Genomic DNA, 16,916 nt, shown 5'->3' on the forward strand with positions numbered 1-16,916 from the left:
GGGCGAATTGCGTTCGCCCTTAAAAGGATCAGGTCAGTGTCCAGGTGGTAGGACTGGGCGGGCAAGATGCCCACCCCACAAGAGACCTTATCCCCACTCCCTGTACGGGCGATTCGCGAATCGCCCCTACCCAATCCCCACTCCCCTCCTCCTCCCATGACTCGCTATCTCATCAAACGCATCCTTGCTGGACTGTTTACCATCTGGATTACAACGATCGCTGTGACGTTGCTGATCCATCTGGTTCCGGGTGATCCGGTGCAGATTATGTATGCCCAGTCGCAATCAACCACCCCTGAGCAACTTGAGCAAATTCGGCGTAACCTGGGACTCGATCGCCCGATTTATGAGCAGTATTTTCTGTATATGAGTCGGATTTTGCGAGGGGATTTTGGCACAACGATTCGGGGCAGTCAGCCTGTGTTTGATCTGCTGATGGTGCGGTTGCCGAATACGTTGCTGTTGGCACTCAGCAGTTTGTTAATCACAATGGTGGTGGGCGTAACGGCTGGATTTTTTGCAGCCTATAAGCGGGGAACCTGGTTAGATACCCTCCTGATGACCGGATCGATTATTGGTATTTCGATTCCTAGCTTCTGGTTAGGCTTGATGTTAATCTATGTGTTCTCAATTCGACTGGGTTGGTTCCCCGTATCGGGTACCAATTTGCCTAATTTAGTTCTGCCTGCCATTACCCTGGGACTGGCCAATGCTGCATCTGTTGCCCGTTTAACGCGATCGTCTATGATTGATGTGTTGTCGCAGGACTACATGCGCACGGCGCGGGCTAAGGGACTCCAGGAAACGATCGTGTTGTCTCGTCATGCGTTTCGCAATGGCATGATTAATGTCGTGAATATGCTGGGGTTACAGTTCACCTACATGATGGGTGGAGCGATCGTCGTGGAGAATGTCTTTGCCTGGAATGGCATCGGGCGGTTGGCGATTCAGTCAATTTTTCAGCGAGACTATCCAACGATACAGGGATTTATTCTAATTTTTGCTACGGTTGTGGTTCTGGTTTCGATTTTTCTGGATTTAATCTACGTCTGGATTGACCCTCGAATTACCTATCGTTAAACAGTCGTCCCCATGACTCAACAAGTTTCTACACCAATTCCTCCCGTTGCGCCGCTGCCGACTAAGAGTCAGGAGTTGCAGCAATTTCTGCGGGTGTTGCTCCGCAGTCCAGGTGCGAAGATTGGAGCCTTGATTTTGGTGGTACTGATTCTGGTGGCCCTCTTTGCTCCGGCGATCGCTCCCTATGGCCCCAGTGAAATGGGAGTTGGCGGTAATTTACAATCGCCCAGTGCCGAGCATTGGTTTGGTACGGATGAATTTGGGCGCGATCTGTTTAGCCGGATTGTCCACGGCAGTCGGCTGACTTTAATGATTGGCTTCATTGCAGTGGGCATTTCCATGACGGCTGGGACTTTGATCGGGCTGGTGGCGGGTTATGCCGGGGGGTGGCTGGAAACGATTTTGATGCGGGCGATAGATGTGCTGTTTTCCTTTACGGAAATTCTGATCGCGCTGGCCACCGTCGCTGTGTTGGGCCCCAGCCTGACCAACGCCATGATTGCTGTCGGTATTAGTTCCATTCCGTTTTATGCCCGTGTCACCTATGGAGCGGTTTTAGTTGAAAAAAATAAAGAATACTTCAAAGCTGCTCAAGCCGTTGGAGCCAGACACCATCGCCTGCTGTTTCGCCATATTCTGCCCAATATCCTTTCCCCTATCATCGTCGTGGCCACGGTTGGTGTCTCGATCGCCATCCTCTCCGCTTCTGCCCTTTCCTTCCTGGGACTGGGGCCCCAACCTCCCTCTCCCGAATGGGGAGCCATCCTCGCTGCCGGACGTGACTTCTTCCGTCGTGCCCCCTGGATTACCACGTTCCCCGGTGTAGCCATTGCCCTGGCCGTTCTCGGTTTCAACCTCTTAGGTGATGGACTGCGTGAGGCTCTAGATCCCCAACAGCGATCGTGATTAAAATCTCCTCATACGGGCGATTCATGAATTGCCCCTAACCCATTCCCTGTACGGGCAGATCACCATTTGCCCCTAACCCATTCCCTGTACGGGCGATTCACGAATCGCCCCTACCTTACCCCCCACCTAACCATGACTTCCCTTCTCGATGTCCGTAACCTCCAAACCCAATTCTTCACCGATCGCGGCGTTGTTCATGCGGTGAATGGGGTCTCGTTCCAGGTGAATCCAGGGGAGACCGTCGGGATTGTGGGTGAGTCAGGGTCGGGGAAGAGTATTACTGTGCTGTCGGTGATGCGGTTGATTGCCTCCCCACCGGGCAAAATTGTGGGTGGGGAAGTGTGGTTTGAAGGGCGGGATTTGCTGAAGCTGAAGCTGAGAGAAATTCAGGCATTGCGCGGTAATGAAATCTCGATGATCTTTCAAGATCCGATGACTTCCCTGAATCCGGTACTGCGGATTGAAAAGCAGATGACGGAAGCGATCCAGACTCATATGGGGCTGTCTGCATCCGCTGCCAAGAATCGGGCGATCGAACTCCTACAGCATGTGGGAATCCCTGGAGCTGCCGATCGAATTCGCAACTATCCGCACCAGTTTTCGGGGGGAATGCGACAGCGGGTGATGATTGCGATGGGATTAACCTGTAATCCAAAATTGCTGATTGCCGATGAACCAACCACTGCATTGGATGTGACGATTCAAGCCCAAATTGTGGAGCTGGTGAAACGCATTAAACAGGAGCGGAACATGGCCGTGATCTGGATTACCCACGATCTATCCCTCCTGGCCAGTTTAGCCGATCGCATTTTGGTGATGTATGCGGGGCAAATTGTCGAACAGGCTCCCCTCCTCGACCTCTACCAGAATCCCCGGCATCCCTACACCATTGGACTCCTCCAGAGCATTCCCCGGCTGGATGAACAGCGTCAGGCTCGCCTGAAACCCATCCAGGGACTTCCCCCCAATCTGGTCAACTATCCCCAGGGTTGCCCCTTCGCTGCCCGGTGTGAGTATGCGATCGATCAGTGCCATACGGAAGATCCGCCCCTGGAATCCGTCACGGCGGAACATCAGGTTGCCTGCTGGGTGAAACCGTCTGAACCGGATATTCGCTCCACCTCTCAAGCCTCGATTGTCTGAGCCACTGGGCAATGGGCAGGCAAGATGCCTGCGCTACGGTTTATTCTTGACTCCCGCCTCCCGCCTCCCGACTCCCGACTCCCGCCTCCCGACTCCTAACTCCCCCCATGACTCACCCCCAATCCCCCCCCACGCTCCCCCATCAGCAAACGGACACTTTGCTGAAAATCGAAAACTTGAAAGTGTACTTCCCCATCATGCAGGGAATTCTGCTGCAACGGCGGACGGGCTGGGTTAAAGCCGTCGATGGGTTAAATTTCACCATTCAGCGGGGGGAAACGCTGGGGTTAGTGGGAGAATCCGGCTGTGGCAAAAGTACGACAGGGCGGGCCATCCTGCAAATGGAGCGTCCTACGGAGGGGAAGGTGCACTTTGAAGACCAGGATCTAACCACGTTACAGGGAGAAACCCTGCGGCAAATGCGGCGACGGATGCAGATGATCTTTCAGGATCCCTACGCTTCCTTAAATCCCAAAATGACCGTGGGTAATATTGTGGCAGAACCGATCGAGGTCTTTGAGTTGGCGAGTGGCAATGCTAAGCGCAATCGAGTCCAGCATTTATTAGAAGTGGTGGGGCTGAGTCCAGAATTTATTCACCGCTATCCCCACGAATTTTCGGGAGGGCAACGGCAGCGGATTGTGATTGCGCGGGCTTTGGCCGTCAACCCAGATTTTATTGTTTGTGATGAACCGATCGCCGCACTGGATGTCTCGATTCAGGCCCAGGTGGTCAACCTGATGCAGTCCCTTCAGCAGGAGTTTGGTCTGACCTATTTATTTATTGCCCATGATCTGAGTGTTGTACGGCACATTTCCGATCGCATTGCCGTGATGTACCTGGGCAAAATTGTGGAACTGGCCGATCGGGTGTCCCTGTACGAAAATCCATTACACCCCTATACTCAGGCTCTCCTATCGGCTGTTCCCATTCCCGATCCAGTGGTAGAAGCGACGCGAGAACGAATTGTGCTCCAGGGGGATGTGCCCAGCCCAACGAACCCACCCAAGGGATGTCGGTTTCACACGCGCTGCCCGATCGCCGTTGAAGCCTGTCGGCACGACCCTGAACCAGAGTTTCGGGATGTGGGCAACCAGCATTATGTGGCTTGCCATTTAGTTGAATCGGCCTAATCAACTTCTCTCTCTAGATAGTTGCTGCGGCAAGGCAATTCACTTAATCCTGAAGAATTACAGGGCGCATCATCCCATTCGTACTTGATCTTGAAACGGTTTTGTTCTACTAACATTTGTTCTCTAGAACTGCTTATGCTGAATGCATGAAAAGACTGATCCGCATTGATACGCTGCAATGGTTTATTGGCGGCTACATTGCCCTCCGGGGTGCGCTGATGCTAGTCGCACCTCATACTTTGACGGCACATGTATTTGTGCCCATTCAGCCCTATTTGCCCTGGCTGGGAAGCCTGCAAGTGATTGGAGGGGCTGCCCTGATTGCTGCAGCGGCCCTTACCCCCCGACGATCGCTGGTTCAGATCGCCCATCTTTTAGCAGGGATATCCTTGCTTCAGGCATCGATCGGGCATACTCTGGCAGGCACCTGGACTGGCGCAGCCGGGTTTGGAGTCTTGGCCCTGGGAACGGCGATCGCCCCGTTTTTAGCCCGTACCCAATGGCACACCCCTAGAGTCAGCGATGTTGATTGGTTTGTCTGCCTGATGGGGATGCGGCTCACCCTGGATGGGCTACTCATGCTTTTCCCGTTCAATCAACAGTTTGAGGCTGCTCTCTACGATCCGATTCGTACCCATATTCCGCTCTACGGCATGGGGCATCTTGCGGCGGGCATTTTACTGCTGGTAGTGGTTAGATTTCCCGTGCAGCGACGCTGGGAACAGGGGGTTTACCTGCTGGCAGCGGTTGTTCTCTGGTCATGGACACTGGGGTTAGGGATTCCCACCTGGAATTCGTTTTTGTATTCCGGTGGCTTAGGAACCGTTCTCGCCCTTTCTCCCTGGTTGCGATCCCAATTGTCGCGCCTGAATCATGCCTCCCTGCAAACCCAGTTGATCATGACGCTGGTGGGTATTGTGACGCTTCCCCTGCTGTTTGTCGTTGCCTGGGTGACATTTCCCCAGGAGCAGGCTGTGACTGACCGAGCTTTAACGGTGCAGCAAACCCTGGCTGTAGCCCTGGCGCAAGACACTGAGAACTATGTTGCCCTCCATCAAGCTGCGATCCTTGCCCTGGCCAATCAACCCAATCTAACGAATCTGAGTGTAGAGGAGCAGCAAGAACAGCTCCAGGTTTTCAATCAAGCCTACCCTAACCTGGTGGTGTTCAGTACTTTTGATGCTGAGGGAAATGCGATCGCCCGCAGTGATACCAACCCGCCTGGCCCATCGATCGCTGAATTACCCCTTTATGATCAGGTTCGTCGCACCGGGGAACCCGCGATGGAAATTAGAGTCGGACGGGTCATCCAGGAACCCTTGCTCGTCTTTGCGGCTCCGATTTCAGGCAGCAATGGTGAATTTGCTGGGGTGGCAACGGGCGCGATCGAAACCCGCCGCATTGCCGAACAACTGGCCCGGGCGAGTTTTAATGCCGATGTCACCGCCTATCTGGTGGATGATCAGGGACAGCTCATTGCTCATTCCGATCCCACAGGTGTTGAATCTTTGACGGATGCTGCCGATCGACCTTCCGTTCAGGCAACCCTTTCTTTCAATGAAACAGACAATGAAACAGAAACTGGAGAGTTGAAGTACTGGAATGGTTCAGCCTGGAAACTGGCCGGTTATGCTCGAATTCCGGTATTTAATTGGAGCGTCGTCGTAGAACGTCCCCTCGATCATGTTTTAGCCACCGTCAACCGAGGGCGCGATCGAGACTTTGGCATTCTGCTGTTAGTGACGATCGGGGCTTTGCTCGTCGCTTCTCTGCTCGCTCGTCGCTTAACCCGTCCTCTGACGGTGCTAACCCATGCTTCTACCCAATTTGCAGTGGGCGATCCCTCAGCCCCTCTCCCCCGCAGCAACATCACTGAAATTACCCAGCTCTCCACGGCCTTTGGAGAAATGCGAACTCGCCTGGCCCAGCGTACCGCCGAGCGAGATCAGGCAGAAGTGGAATTACAGCGGAGTGAAGCCAAACTGCGACGGTTGGTGGAGTCCAATGTGATTGGGGTGATGGTCGTCAACTTTGAGGGGATGATTCTGGAAGCCAATGATGCCTTTCTCAATATGGTGGGTTATACCAGTGCAGATCTCCAGCAGGGACGGATTAATTGGGCGGCCATGACTCCCCCGGAGTATCAGCCGCAGGATGAAGCAAAAATAGCAGAAATTAAACAGACTGGAGCCTGTACGCCCTTTGAAAAAGCATACTTTCACAAAGATGGGTATCGAGTGCCGATCCTGATCGGCGTTGCCCTGCTGCCCGATCGCCAGGATAGCTGTATTTGCTTCATTCTTGATCTGACTGCACGTAAACAGGCGGCGGAAGAAGTTTTGAAGCTGAATCAATCCCTCGATCGCCAGGTGAAAAAGCTGGAAACCTTGCTGGAGGTGATCCCGATCGGCATTGGAATTGCAGAGGATCCGCAGTGTCAGGTGATTCGGATTAATCCCAGTTTTGCCGAACAGTTGGGAATCTCTTCTAAGATTAATGCATCTTTGAGTGCAGCCCCTGACGCTCGACCCACCACCTTCAAGGTCTATCAGGACAACAAAGAACTGGAGCCAGATGAACTCCCCATGCAGTATGCTGCTCTCCACGGCGTAGAGGTACGCGATCTGGAATTGGATGTGGTGCGAGCGGATGGGAAGGTGGTGAAATTGCTGGAATATGCCGCGCCTTTATTTGATGAGGATGGCCAGACGATCGGCAGTGTGGGGGCCTTTGTAGACATTACGGCACGGGTGCAGGCAGAGGCAGAAATTCGCAAGCTGAATGAAACCCTGGAGCAACGAGTCCAGGAGCGCACGGCTCAGTTGGAGGCTGCCAATAAGGAACTAGAATCTTTCTCCTATTCGGTGTCCCATGATCTGCGTGCTCCTTTGCGGCATATCGATGGGTTTGTCAAACTTTTGCAGGTGCGGTTGGAATCAACTCCGCTGGATGCCCTCAGCCAACGCTACCTGAATATCATCACGGAAACGACTCAGCAAGCGGGCAGATTGATTGATGATTTGCTGTCTTTCTCCCGCACTGGACGGACTGAAATGCGGTGGATGGCGATCGATCTGAATCAGTTAATGAAGGAAGTCCAGAAAGAAATGAAGCCTGAAACCGTGGGGCGAAACATTCACTGGCGCATTGCATCCTTGCCAACAGTGAATGGCGATCCGTCGATGTTGCGGTTGGTGCTGCAAAATTTGCTGGAGAATGCGTTGAAGTATACGCGATTGCGTTCTGAAGTTGAGATTGAAGTGGGTACATTCAGCCGAGAGCAGGATGATGTCATTTTCGTCCGCGATAATGGGATTGGCTTTGATATGCGATATGTCCATAAGCTGTTCGGAGTTTTCCAACGCTTGCACAACGATACGCAGTTTGAAGGAACCGGGATAGGGCTGGCGAACGTTCAGCGGATCGTTCATCGACATGGTGGGGAAGTTTGGGCAGAAGGGGCGATCGACGAAGGGGCAACGTTTTACTTTTCGCTTCCCCGATCTGAAGCCACGCATGCATCCCTTGTAGGCAGTGAGGGAGTAGGATGAGTCGCCTTCAACGGGGAGTGATTGCTCCTCTGAAAAGAGGCTACAATGGGTGAGCATTTTGAGATCTAAAAGCGATTGAGGTGGCGTGCTCAATGGACTGGATCAGCAAGATGCTCACCTGACAAACGTTGCGATTTGATCAGTGCTGACGCTTTTACCCAGGAGATCCCCATTCCTTCTAGAGGTGAATCATGTCCCTAGTTGTTGTTGAAACCCAATACGATGAACCAACTAGTTTTGAGCAGATGAGTGCAGAAGAGGAGCGGCTAACTCCCTGCTTAACGGCCCGTCAGGCAACATGGCAGTATTCGTTGCTCTCAAAAGATCGTTGTCGCATGATTTGTATCTATAAAGCCCTCGATGCAGAATCTGTTCGCACTGGATATCACACTGCCAGGGTCTTTTTTAGTCGCACCTGGGGCGGGGAATTACTCGAACCCCAAAATCGTCAGTCCCAGACATCCGAAATTTCCCGCGTTGTGCTCGAAGCAGCCTACCCTGCCCTCAGTCCGGCGGAATGGGCTGAGATTCAAAGCAAGTTGCTGCACATTTTCTCACAATCGGGAATTACGGGGAAGGCTTATCGGTCGCTGGATCGCAGCACAGTGGTTTGGGAATTGTCGGGGACTGAAGTGGAGCCAATCCAGGAGGCACTGAACCAGGCAGACATCCGCTACAACCGCATCTGGACAGCCGATTTGCTTAATCTCGAAACATGGGCCAGCCTTAGTTCCGCTTCGTAGGAATTTCATCGTATCCCATCCTTCTGCCGAAAACTATCGCTGCAATGTCATTGTGTAGGGACATCTGCGGAACGCTTTGGGGACGCTTTGGGAACGCCTCGATCGCTAGTGTAGGTTCAGATGCCAAACAAAGGCATTCTATCCTGAACTTTACTCTTTGATGCGAGGTAATGATGACGACTCAAACCATTGATCCAACCAAAGCAGAAGCCTTTGCCGAACGGATGATTGACATTTTGAATAGTGGTGCGGTGACGCTGTTGACCTCGATCGGTCATCGTACGGAACTGTTCGACACCATGGCGGAGCTACCCCCTGCTACCAGTCCGCAAATTGCCGATGCCGCCGGACTCAACGAACGCTACGTCCGGGAATGGCTGAATGGTATGGTAACAGCCCGCCTGGTGGAGTATGACCCGATCGCCAAAACCTACTGCCTTCCGGCTGAACATGCAGCTTTTCTGACCAGAGCCGCAGCTTCCGATAACATTGCCCCCTTCACTCAATACATTGCTTTGATGGGAACCGTGGAAGACAAGGTGATCGACTGCTTTTACAAAGGCGGTGGCGTTCCCTATTCTGAGTACAAACGCTTCCATGAAGTGATGGCAGAAGATAGCGGTCAAACCGTTGTGCCTGCCTTGTTCGAGCACATCCTGCCCCTGATTCCCGGACTGACGGAAGCATTGGAGCGAGGGATTGAGGTGATGGATTTGGGTTGCGGTCGAGGTCGCGCTCTGGTCAAACTGGCTGAAGCGTTTCCCAACAGTCGGTTTACAGGCTATGACTTTTCTGGAGAAGCGATCGCCTATGCCAATTCCGCAGTGCAACGTCGGAACCTGAGCAATGTCCAGTTTCAGGTGAAGGATGCGGCCACCCTGGAAGAGTTCGATCGCTACGACTTGATCACCACCTTTGATGCGATTCATGATCAGGCCAGACCCGATCGCGTGTTGCAAAACATCTACCATGCTCTGAAACCGGATGGAGTGTATTTGATGCAGGATATTCACGCTTCTACCGATGTCAGTGGTAACCTGGAACACCCCGTTGGGACATTACTCTATATGCTTTCCTGTATGCATTGTATGACGGTTTCCTTAGCCTATGGGGGTATGGGTTTGGGAACGATGTGGGGACAGGAAAAAGCATTGCAAATGTTAAGTGATGCCGGATTTACTCGAGTGGAAATTAAACAGTTGGCGCACGATTTTCAGAATGACTACTATATCATTCACAAGAACTAATTTTTCTCGGAATAACCCAGTGCAACACTCCCGTCCGATCGCCCCCCGATCTCCCTACCATTTAGGAGCAAGTACCCATGTGTCAAATCTGCACGATTGCCGTCCGCTATTCCCGTCATCCAACCGATCGCCCCCAACTCAATTCTCAGGTTTTCACTCAGGTCTTCAATCTCAGCCAGTTTTCCTCTGCAATGGATGGAAGGCGATCGGGTGAGGCGATTCAAACTCATGCGAGGAGTGGCGTGGGCCATCCATCCCCCCTGATTTTAAATTACAGTAGGGGGAAGCAGGCTCAGTTCCATCCTTCCAACCATACTTTTCTCCGCCCCTTCTCCATACTTTAGATCCATACTTTCCTGTAAAGACAATCACCAGACGGCACTTTATGGTTGTAGATGTCGATGATTCTGATTCAGTGGAACAGTAATATCAATCCCAATCAATTGAACGGTTGATATTTTGTCCTGGAAGTCGTAGCGATCGTTTCCTGAGAAGTATTTAACTGATTCTGCTCTTTTGCCAAAGTGAGATCTGAGCCATGCGTTTCCTCAATTCAGTTTGCATCACGATCGCTATCCTATCCGCTGCTTTTATCGGGGGGCATCTCACTGCGGGGGAAGCCTGGATAGAGACGGAGAGCTTTTTTACCTGGGAAACGGTTCCCAATGCACTGGGTAATCCTGAACCCGGTAATCCTGATGTTGCGTTGGAACCCTGGTACATCAACACTCGCCTGGTGATTCGTCGCGGAGATTTCGTTACCTTTGAAGCGGCCAGCCCAGATGGGCAATATGTCCAGTTTTATGGCAACTGTCAGACTACTCAGATTCTGCCGCAGTTCGTTGGAGAATTCCTGAGCCTGACTCGGGTTCGCTATTATCCTTCCGCAGCAGAGTGGCAGGTAGCAACCGATTGGCAAGCGGGTTTACTTCAGTTCGCCTGTAATGCAACTTAGCGTGCCGCTTCGGACTTACCAACGCTGGATTGCTGGAAAGACGAAGGCAAAGCTCACGCCGCGCCAGTGGAAAGCCCTGATGCAAATTTTGCAGTTTCAAGTTGGGGATATTCCTGATGATTTTGGCCCGGTTGAGCCAGAGTAGGGGAGGCGATCGGTTCTGTCATCCAATCACCCGCAGATGAATCGCGGGCTATCTGAGAAAGTCCACTGAAGCTGGACTGGGGCGATCGCCAGATGAAGCAGGATTTTAACCCATTTACGGGCGTTAAGGCGCGTGGATTAAGTACCCTGACTATGGTTCTGCCTCTTTAACTATTCAATTGCCACTATAGATCTTGGTTGGCAATAATTTCTCGAATCTTATCGACTGCGATGGTGTGCTGATCGGACTTGGAGTAAATCGTCACCAGTAGGATGGAAGCGGAACCTTTAAGCTGGTAGATAAGGCGATAGCCTGCACTCTTACCTTTTTGAATATCGCTGTTTTTGAGCCGAACTTTGAAGACCGTATAACCCGTTCCAGAAATTTGATCGCCAATTAAGTTACCAGATTGAAGACTATCGATTAAGGGTTGAAGGTCGGTTTGAATGCGCCGATATCGTTTGGCCAGGGTTCGCAACCGATCTTTGAATTCGTCAGAGAAGAGAAGTTCAAATTGAGCACCATCAGACATCAATACCATCCCACAGTTCAGAGATGGGGTGAGTTTTGCCTTCACGAATTTGTTGAAGAGAGGTGCGGAGGCTTTCTAGGACAAGTGCTTCGGGTTCGTCATCAGGATCGGCTACGATCGCCGCAGAGATATGAATATTGCGGTTGGTCAGGAGTTGTTGAAATTCGGAATGGGAGATTCCTGCAAGTTGAGTAGCCTGGTCAAATGTAATATGTTGTTGTTGGAGAAGGGCGATCGAAATTTCTTGAGTCAGAGTTGCCTGATCCAATCGGGTGAGATCGTCGGGTAGGTCGATCGTGATTTGCATGAGGGTTATCGTCTCTACAGTTCTATTTTAGGAGCCAAATTTGTTCTGATGTTGCGGCGATCTTTCCACCTCAAAGACGATCGCATATTCTGCCTGGGGTTGCAGGCGTTTTAGCACTCGCAGATAGTTGTCGGCTTGGCTGCGATGCCGGAAGCGATCGACGGTGAGGCGTTGGCAGTTGGGTAGAAGTTGGTAAATTACCCAGGGATGCAGGGAATCTTGGTAGCTCATAAGTTGCGGTATGTCGATAAAATAAGGCATTGGAAAGCAGGGCGATCGAACAGCCAGAGGGTTTTCTGGTTGCTTGCCCTTCATTTCTATTTGATTACGCCATTATGGCGCGCCAAAGATTTTGTGTCAATATGGCGCGTCAATTCTGTAAATGAAAAGAGATCGACGACCTCAAGAGCCTGAATCTTTAATTGAAACGTTAAGGATTGAGCGGACTAATTTGTCGCAAGCTGAGTTTGCGGTACATTGTGGTGTGCCACTTCGGACTTACCAACGCTGGATTGCTGGAGAGACGGAGGCAAAGCTCACGCCGCGCCAGTGGAAAGCCCTGATGCAAATCTTGCAGCTTCAAGTTGGGGATATTCCTGATGATTTTGGCCCGGTTGAGCCAGAGTAGGGGAGGCGATCGGTTCTGGCATCCAATTACCCGCAGATGAATCGCGGGCTATCTGAAGAAAGTCCACTGAAGCTGGACTGAGCGAGTGAATTACCGAATGAAGAGTTAGAGGCGATCGAGGAGGACGGTGATTCAAGTGGTGCAGTTTGAAACATTAAGATGTTACTCGGTTGGACTTACCTCGTAATAAGGCTTGTCCGATATAGAAATTATGATTTTCGGCAAGATCGTGGGTGCCTGTTTCTAGACTGCCAATCATCCATTGATTGGCTCAAACTCTTTTGTATCTATAGATTCCGTTGTAGATACCTGAGCTAGAGCAACGATCGCTGCTTCTGTACCAATTTTTCTGAGAGCTTCTGCCACACTTTGGAGAACATCAAAATTTTGATCATGCAGCATTTGGAACAATACCGGAACGGCAGCTTCCGCTTGAGGCACAAAATTCAGATGGATGAGTTACTATCTATCTTGGCCAAACTTGAATTGCAATTTCTGCCAAATGTTGACCTCGACGTTGAATCTCAGATGCATTCCAAGAATTCACATTGCGAAAGTATTGATTAAGTGAGAAACTGCTTTTTTCGCTTAGATATGCTAACTTTCCTGCAAACGGTCTATTGGACAGTTCGGAGTTGTATGCAGTTAAAGTTAAATTTCCTAATGTATGTAGCCACTTTTCATATTGCTCATCTGCATTTGCACCAAGCATAGCTCTCCATTCTGGAGTTAGTGTCTGTGGCATTATATGTTCCACTGTAAGATTTTCAGGGTTAACTTGTTCTTTGGACAAATTCTCAGCTAAACTTTCCAAAATTAGCTTTATTCAATCATTACGTCTGTCTGTATATAACTTCTCTTCAACAATACTACGCCTCAATGAATCATCATTTGGCCAAACCTGAGTCCGCTGCAATCCCAGCATCATCTGACGCAACGTGCTGACTATATCACCAGACCATTGCTCTTTTAGATCACGATACAGAACATTAAAGACTTTATCTAGTGCATTAGAAGGCATACCACATAGCAGTCTACGTACGAAGTATGATTCTACGTATCTCAAAGCTTGCTCAAACTCCCCTAACGATATTTGTTTCCTCCTATAATCGTGATACAGATTTAGAATGAGAGGATAACAAGTTGTGAAATCAAGCCTTTTGAATCTTTTAAACCACCGAGCTAGTTTAGAATCAGCCTCAGTTTCGGGGAAATGGATCTTGCGATAGTATTCTGCAAATTCAATTACTTGTTCTAACTCTTGTAAGGCATTGTGTTTTTTCTTTTCAAACTCTTGTTTGAATACTTGATAGATTTGGCTTTGTTTTAGAGACAAACCATCTTTACGAAGATAATGCCAAAAAGCCAAGGTTAATTCATCAAGGTATTTGCCTCTAGCAACTGTTTTGAATTCTTCCTGCAATGGTAGCCAAAAGTTATTGTAAACATCATCATGTTTTTGCTTAGGTACTTGCAAGAAGAAGTAGTTGCGAATCAAATCAGCTTGAGTAAGAGGTGCACCTTTATAATTCAAGCTTTCAAAAATAAGGTATGGATTATCATCTTCATTTAGTGTGATACTGACTAGAGTTAATCGCTCTAGAACAATGGTTTTGAATCTAGACAAATTCAGAGAAATGATAGATTCGGTCGTTTCAAGTCTCTCTAGCTTTCTTAAAAAAAATGAATAAGCATCGTAGATTCTTCCACGTTTCTCTACATCTGTAGCTTGAACAATGTGTCGATAAAAAGTTCGATCCGCTTGGGTTGGCAAAACTTTGTAAAGATCTTCTCCTTTCTTGAACTTGTTAATTAGATACAGCTCATGTAGCTCTTCTGCTAGTTCTGAGTCTTGTCTCTTCAATAGATCTCTTAAAGCAATCAACATTAGCGTAAGAGTTGTTAAACGTTGTTGCCCGTCAATTAAAAGATATGGGGAAATTCCGTCGGGTGTCCCTGGTTCTGCAAGCGTAACAATAGGGCCTAAAAAGTGATAACCCTCAACTCCATCAACGTACAAGGTCATCAGATCATCCCACAGCGTCTCCCAATTGTTCTTATCCCAGGAGTAGGGTCTTTGAAAAAGAGGTACCTTAAATTGCTTACTACCTTCCAGAAGATTACGGAAACTTGTTTCAGATGCTTTCATGTTCTTTATGCTTGATTGTCTGGATATTGAATTTCTGAGGTAGTGCACACCATCTCTGTTTTAGCAAAGGATTATGTATTTAAGGTCAAATTTCTGAAAATGAGAGATATTCAGCATCTGTGTTCTCATCCCCTTGCATCTTCAATTCCGTTCTCCTAGATGAAAACACCACCCTCAACGGCATTTCCTCGATCGCCTGGGAATACAAACTAGGGAATCGATCGGCACTGGAATGGATACTCGACCAATACAAAGAAAAGAAACCCAAAGACCCCACCATCCGCGAAAAGTTCAACACCTACCGCTTTGCCGACTACAAAGAACAGGTGATTGATCTACTGCAAAGAGTCTGCACCGTCAGCGTTCAAACCATGCAAATCATCCAGCAAATGTCACCAGAATGCTGAATGATGATTCCTTACATGAGTATCGCCCTCTCCCCCTAAATCATCTACCTCCAGTCCCCAAGCCCGATCGCTCCTCCAATCACAACCCCAAGGAATGCAAATCTAATCACCTAAAACTCTTGTGGGGTAGGCATCTTGCCTGCCCAGTCAACAAAGTAAAACCATTCCCGGATCATCAGCTTCACGATTCCCCAAACCGATCCGCCTAAAAGGGCGTTTCACAGTGTAACTCAAGCAGTTCTCCCGTTTGCGGATGAACACACCGCAGCTCCCTCGCATGCAGACATAACCGATCGCCCTCCTGCCCCCCACCATAAAGCCGATCGCCCAAAATTGGTATCCCCAATCCCTGAGGAGCCGCCGCATGGACTCGAAGCTGATGGGTGCGTCCCGTCAGGGGAATAAACTCAACGCGAGTCTGGTTTGATGTTCTGGCAATCACTCGAAAGTTCGTCTGGCTGGGCTTCCCATACTGCCCATTCACCGTTTGTAGCGGTCGTTGGCTGGGATCGCGCCAGAGGGGTAGATCGATCGTCCCCTGATCTACCGACAAACTCCCTGCCAGGAGAGCTTCATAGACTTTTTGCACCCGTCGCTGTTGAAACTGGCGGCTGAGGTGGCCGTGGGTTGCCGCATCACGAGTGATCAGCAGAATCCCCGATGTTCCCAGATCCAGCCGATGAACCACCCTCAAATTCGCCCCATCCCACAGCGCACACTGCAACCGCCGCAGCACACTATCCTGGCGATCGACATAGCGACCAGGCACCGACAGCAACCCAGAAGGTTTGTTCACCGCAATCAACCATTCATCTTCGTACAGAATGACCAAATCGCTTGAGATGGCACGATCGGATGGGGGAGATACGATCGCATCCGACAAAGACAACCCCGACAGCAAAAATCCCATCAGCGGTTGACAGCGTTCCGCACAGGCTTCATAGAACGCACCAGGGATTTTGTCCGCAGTGGCCGTTCCCCACCAAAACTCAGCCATAGCGATCGGCTTCAGTCCATGCGTGGCCGCATAGTGGAGTAACTTTGGCGCACAGCAATCCCCCGTTCCCGTCGGCATCGAGCCATTAGCAACCACCTCCTGGAGCGATCGAGTTTGCCCCATAAAGTTGGTCAGGGCATAGGCCGCGTGAAGTTGGGTTTGCAGTTGCCGCGATAAGGCTTTCCGCAGAGTTTTTAACTCCTGAATTCGAGCATCAGCCCGTTCTAAAATCGATCGCAGGGGTTGGAGTTCAGCATCTCGTTGTCGTTTCAAATCTCGCCGCTCCATACCATCCCGACGGCTCTCATCATCCAGGGCTTCCAGGGCTTGAGCTAAAGCTGCCCTCGTCAAAGTAGCTTGTGCGGTTTGCCGCCGTTGCTGCCGGGATTGTTTCCGCTGGGCATGGCGATCGGCCAGAGTCTGCAACTGAAGGGCAAAATCCTGGGTCAAAGTTTCATACTGCTGTCGTTCAGGAAGCTGCTGCAGGGCAAGCAGTTCTGTTTTAATTGCCTCAAGGGCTGCTAAAGTTTGTGACTCCGCCTGGGCAACCCTGGTTCGTCCCGGAATCGGTGGCACCCAGCCCTCCCGTTCTGCCTGGCCCTTCAGCAAACCCGAAAAAGCCTGCAACACCCCCCGATCGCCAGATGCATCTGCCACCAGTAACACCCCGTACATCTTCCCCTCACCAGCAAACGCCTCATCCTGGGCCAGCCGCTGCATCAGGCGATGGGCGATCGTTTCCACAAAGGCAGTCCGGGGCAGTTTCAGCCAATTCCCAGTTCGAGGACAGCGGCCCTCATACCAGTAGGCGGGCACCGGCTCCAGCTCAACACCGTCAATAAAATTGCTATCCTTGACACAATTTTTTGCATCAGTTTTATCGTTATCCCTCAGAAACGCTGAAAGTGGATGAACCCCTTTAATCCCTGTCTCTAGAATTGAACTCAATTGCATTCAGCCCCCCTGACAACGACTGAGATCACTGCCAGC

18 protein-coding genes and 1 pseudogene are annotated in these 16,916 nt (G+C 50.4%); 11 read left to right on the forward strand and 8 right to left on the reverse strand.

Annotation, left to right across the window (positions count from 1 at the left end):
• Positions 1–66 precede the first annotated feature (66 nt).
• The 7 genes from ACM1PF_RS23000 (at position 67) to ACM1PF_RS23030 (ending at position 9,806) form a co-directional block, all read left to right on the forward strand.
• Positions 67–1,080, forward strand: a complete 1,014-nt coding sequence (locus ACM1PF_RS23000) for an ABC transporter permease (RefSeq protein ID WP_416667344.1) — start codon at positions 67–69, stop codon at positions 1,078–1,080.
• A 12-nt stretch (positions 1,081–1,092) separates the two neighbouring features.
• Positions 1,093–1,986 (forward strand): nickel transporter permease, encoded by an 894-nt coding sequence (gene nikC, locus ACM1PF_RS23005; RefSeq protein WP_416667347.1) that lies wholly within the window; start codon positions 1,093–1,095, stop codon positions 1,984–1,986.
• Between the two features lie 135 nt (positions 1,987–2,121).
• Positions 2,122–3,132 (forward strand): ABC transporter ATP-binding protein, encoded by a 1,011-nt coding sequence (locus ACM1PF_RS23010; RefSeq protein WP_416667349.1) that lies wholly within the window; start codon positions 2,122–2,124, stop codon positions 3,130–3,132.
• A 107-nt stretch (positions 3,133–3,239) separates the two neighbouring features.
• Complete coding sequence (locus ACM1PF_RS23015; RefSeq protein WP_416667351.1) at positions 3,240–4,265, forward strand: ABC transporter ATP-binding protein; 1,026 nt, start codon at positions 3,240–3,242, stop codon at positions 4,263–4,265.
• 146 nt (positions 4,266–4,411) lie between these two features.
• Positions 4,412–7,816 (forward strand): ATP-binding protein, encoded by a 3,405-nt coding sequence (locus ACM1PF_RS23020; RefSeq protein ID WP_416667354.1) that lies wholly within the window; start codon positions 4,412–4,414, stop codon positions 7,814–7,816.
• 191 nt (positions 7,817–8,007) lie between these two features.
• Positions 8,008–8,559, forward strand: coding sequence for a DUF4242 domain-containing protein (locus ACM1PF_RS23025; RefSeq protein ID WP_416667356.1), 552 nt, complete (start codon positions 8,008–8,010; stop codon positions 8,557–8,559).
• A 173-nt stretch (positions 8,560–8,732) separates the two neighbouring features.
• Positions 8,733–9,806, forward strand: a complete 1,074-nt coding sequence (locus ACM1PF_RS23030) for a class I SAM-dependent methyltransferase (RefSeq protein WP_416676766.1) — start codon at positions 8,733–8,735, stop codon at positions 9,804–9,806.
• Here ACM1PF_RS23030 and ACM1PF_RS23035 read toward each other — a convergent pair.
• Complete coding sequence (locus ACM1PF_RS23035; protein ID WP_416667358.1) at positions 9,803–10,057, reverse strand: hypothetical protein; 255 nt, start codon at positions 10,055–10,057, stop codon at positions 9,803–9,805. The two genes, ACM1PF_RS23030 and ACM1PF_RS23035, sit on opposite strands and share 4 nt — an antisense overlap.
• Positions 10,058–10,344: 287 nt before the next feature.
• Between ACM1PF_RS23035 and ACM1PF_RS23040 the strand changes: the two genes are divergently transcribed.
• On the forward strand, positions 10,345–10,761 hold the full coding sequence (locus tag ACM1PF_RS23040; RefSeq protein ID WP_416667360.1) for a hypothetical protein: 417 nt from the start codon (positions 10,345–10,347) through the stop codon (positions 10,759–10,761).
• On the forward strand, positions 10,751–10,906 hold the full coding sequence (locus tag ACM1PF_RS23045; RefSeq protein WP_416667363.1) for a hypothetical protein: 156 nt from the start codon (positions 10,751–10,753) through the stop codon (positions 10,904–10,906). The genes ACM1PF_RS23040 and ACM1PF_RS23045 overlap by 11 nt, the downstream gene beginning before the upstream one ends.
• Positions 10,907–11,090: 184 nt before the next feature.
• Here the strand turns inward: ACM1PF_RS23045 and ACM1PF_RS23050 are convergent, their stop codons facing one another.
• The 3 genes from ACM1PF_RS23050 to ACM1PF_RS23060 are packed head-to-tail and all read right to left on the reverse strand — an operon-like array spanning position 11,091 to position 11,976.
• Positions 11,091–11,438 (reverse strand): type II toxin-antitoxin system RelE/ParE family toxin, encoded by a 348-nt coding sequence (locus tag ACM1PF_RS23050; protein ID WP_416667366.1) that lies wholly within the window; start codon positions 11,436–11,438, stop codon positions 11,091–11,093.
• Complete coding sequence (locus ACM1PF_RS23055; protein ID WP_416667368.1) at positions 11,431–11,745, reverse strand: UPF0175 family protein; 315 nt, start codon at positions 11,743–11,745, stop codon at positions 11,431–11,433. Before ACM1PF_RS23055 ends, ACM1PF_RS23050 begins: the two co-directional genes overlap by 8 nt.
• Positions 11,746–11,772: 27 nt before the next feature.
• Entirely contained in the window at positions 11,773–11,976 is a 204-nt protein-coding gene (locus ACM1PF_RS23060) for a hypothetical protein (protein WP_416667370.1), read from the reverse strand.
• A gap of 151 nt (positions 11,977–12,127) precedes the next feature.
• Here ACM1PF_RS23060 and ACM1PF_RS23065 point away from each other — a divergent pair, with 151 nt between their 5' ends.
• On the forward strand, positions 12,128–12,373 hold the full coding sequence (locus ACM1PF_RS23065; RefSeq protein ID WP_416667372.1) for a helix-turn-helix domain-containing protein: 246 nt from the start codon (positions 12,128–12,130) through the stop codon (positions 12,371–12,373).
• Between the two features lie 255 nt (positions 12,374–12,628).
• Here the strand turns inward: ACM1PF_RS23065 and ACM1PF_RS23070 are convergent, their stop codons facing one another.
• Genes ACM1PF_RS23070 through ACM1PF_RS23080 form a run of 3 tightly spaced genes read right to left on the reverse strand, consistent with a single transcriptional unit; the run spans position 12,629 to position 14,522 of the window.
• Positions 12,629–12,814, reverse strand: a complete 186-nt coding sequence (locus tag ACM1PF_RS23070) for a HEAT repeat domain-containing protein (protein WP_416667375.1) — start codon at positions 12,812–12,814, stop codon at positions 12,629–12,631.
• A gap of 25 nt (positions 12,815–12,839) precedes the next feature.
• Entirely contained in the window at positions 12,840–13,187 is a 348-nt protein-coding gene (locus ACM1PF_RS23075; protein ID WP_416667378.1) for an HNH endonuclease family protein, read from the reverse strand.
• A 12-nt stretch (positions 13,188–13,199) separates the two neighbouring features.
• Positions 13,200–14,522, reverse strand: a complete 1,323-nt coding sequence (locus tag ACM1PF_RS23080) for a DUF262 domain-containing protein (protein ID WP_416667381.1) — start codon at positions 14,520–14,522, stop codon at positions 13,200–13,202.
• A gap of 143 nt (positions 14,523–14,665) precedes the next feature.
• On the opposite strand from ACM1PF_RS23080, the pseudogene ACM1PF_RS23085 reads away from it, so the two are divergent.
• A pseudogene (locus tag ACM1PF_RS23085) lies at positions 14,666–14,929 on the forward strand (type ISP restriction/modification enzyme); the annotation flags it as partial.
• 205 nt (positions 14,930–15,134) lie between these two features.
• On the opposite strand, the gene ACM1PF_RS23090 reads toward ACM1PF_RS23085, so the two are convergent.
• On the reverse strand, positions 15,135–16,880 hold the full coding sequence (locus ACM1PF_RS23090; protein ID WP_416667384.1) for an RluA family pseudouridine synthase: 1,746 nt from the start codon (positions 16,878–16,880) through the stop codon (positions 15,135–15,137).
• Positions 16,881–16,916: the final 36 nt, after the last annotated feature.

The sequence above is a fragment of the Egbenema bharatensis FJBBOT/2019 genome, from assembly GCF_048077055.1.
Taxonomy (GTDB): domain Bacteria; phylum Cyanobacteriota; class Cyanobacteriia; order Elainellales; family Elainellaceae; genus Egbenema; species Egbenema bharatensis.

Bases quoted from the DNA above. Each gene is read 5' to 3' on its own strand.
- ACM1PF_RS23080 (WP_416667381.1), bottom strand. From the start codon at position 14,522: ATGAAAGCATCTGAAACAAGTTTCCGTAATCTTCTGGAAGGTAGTAAG.
- ACM1PF_RS23065 (WP_416667372.1), top strand. From the start codon at position 12,128: ATGAAAAGAGATCGACGACCTCAAGAGCCTGAATCTTTAATTGAAACG.
- nikC (WP_416667347.1), top strand. From the start codon at position 1,093: ATGACTCAACAAGTTTCTACACCAATTCCTCCCGTTGCGCCGCTGCCG.
- ACM1PF_RS23040 (WP_416667360.1), top strand. From the start codon at position 10,345: ATGCGTTTCCTCAATTCAGTTTGCATCACGATCGCTATCCTATCCGCT.
- ACM1PF_RS23000 (WP_416667344.1), top strand. From the start codon at position 67: ATGCCCACCCCACAAGAGACCTTATCCCCACTCCCTGTACGGGCGATT.
- ACM1PF_RS23010 (WP_416667349.1), top strand. From the start codon at position 2,122: ATGACTTCCCTTCTCGATGTCCGTAACCTCCAAACCCAATTCTTCACC.
- ACM1PF_RS23090 (WP_416667384.1), bottom strand. From the start codon at position 16,880: ATGCAATTGAGTTCAATTCTAGAGACAGGGATTAAAGGGGTTCATCCA.
- ACM1PF_RS23035 (WP_416667358.1), bottom strand. From the start codon at position 10,057: ATGGCCCACGCCACTCCTCGCATGAGTTTGAATCGCCTCACCCGATCG.
- ACM1PF_RS23060 (WP_416667370.1), bottom strand. From the start codon at position 11,976: ATGAGCTACCAAGATTCCCTGCATCCCTGGGTAATTTACCAACTTCTA.
- ACM1PF_RS23030 (WP_416676766.1), top strand. From the start codon at position 8,733: ATGACGACTCAAACCATTGATCCAACCAAAGCAGAAGCCTTTGCCGAA.
- ACM1PF_RS23020 (WP_416667354.1), top strand. From the start codon at position 4,412: ATGAAAAGACTGATCCGCATTGATACGCTGCAATGGTTTATTGGCGGC.
- ACM1PF_RS23055 (WP_416667368.1), bottom strand. From the start codon at position 11,745: ATGCAAATCACGATCGACCTACCCGACGATCTCACCCGATTGGATCAG.
- ACM1PF_RS23050 (WP_416667366.1), bottom strand. From the start codon at position 11,438: ATGTCTGATGGTGCTCAATTTGAACTTCTCTTCTCTGACGAATTCAAA.
- ACM1PF_RS23025 (WP_416667356.1), top strand. From the start codon at position 8,008: ATGTCCCTAGTTGTTGTTGAAACCCAATACGATGAACCAACTAGTTTT.
- ACM1PF_RS23045 (WP_416667363.1), top strand. From the start codon at position 10,751: ATGCAACTTAGCGTGCCGCTTCGGACTTACCAACGCTGGATTGCTGGA.
- ACM1PF_RS23015 (WP_416667351.1), top strand. From the start codon at position 3,240: ATGACTCACCCCCAATCCCCCCCCACGCTCCCCCATCAGCAAACGGAC.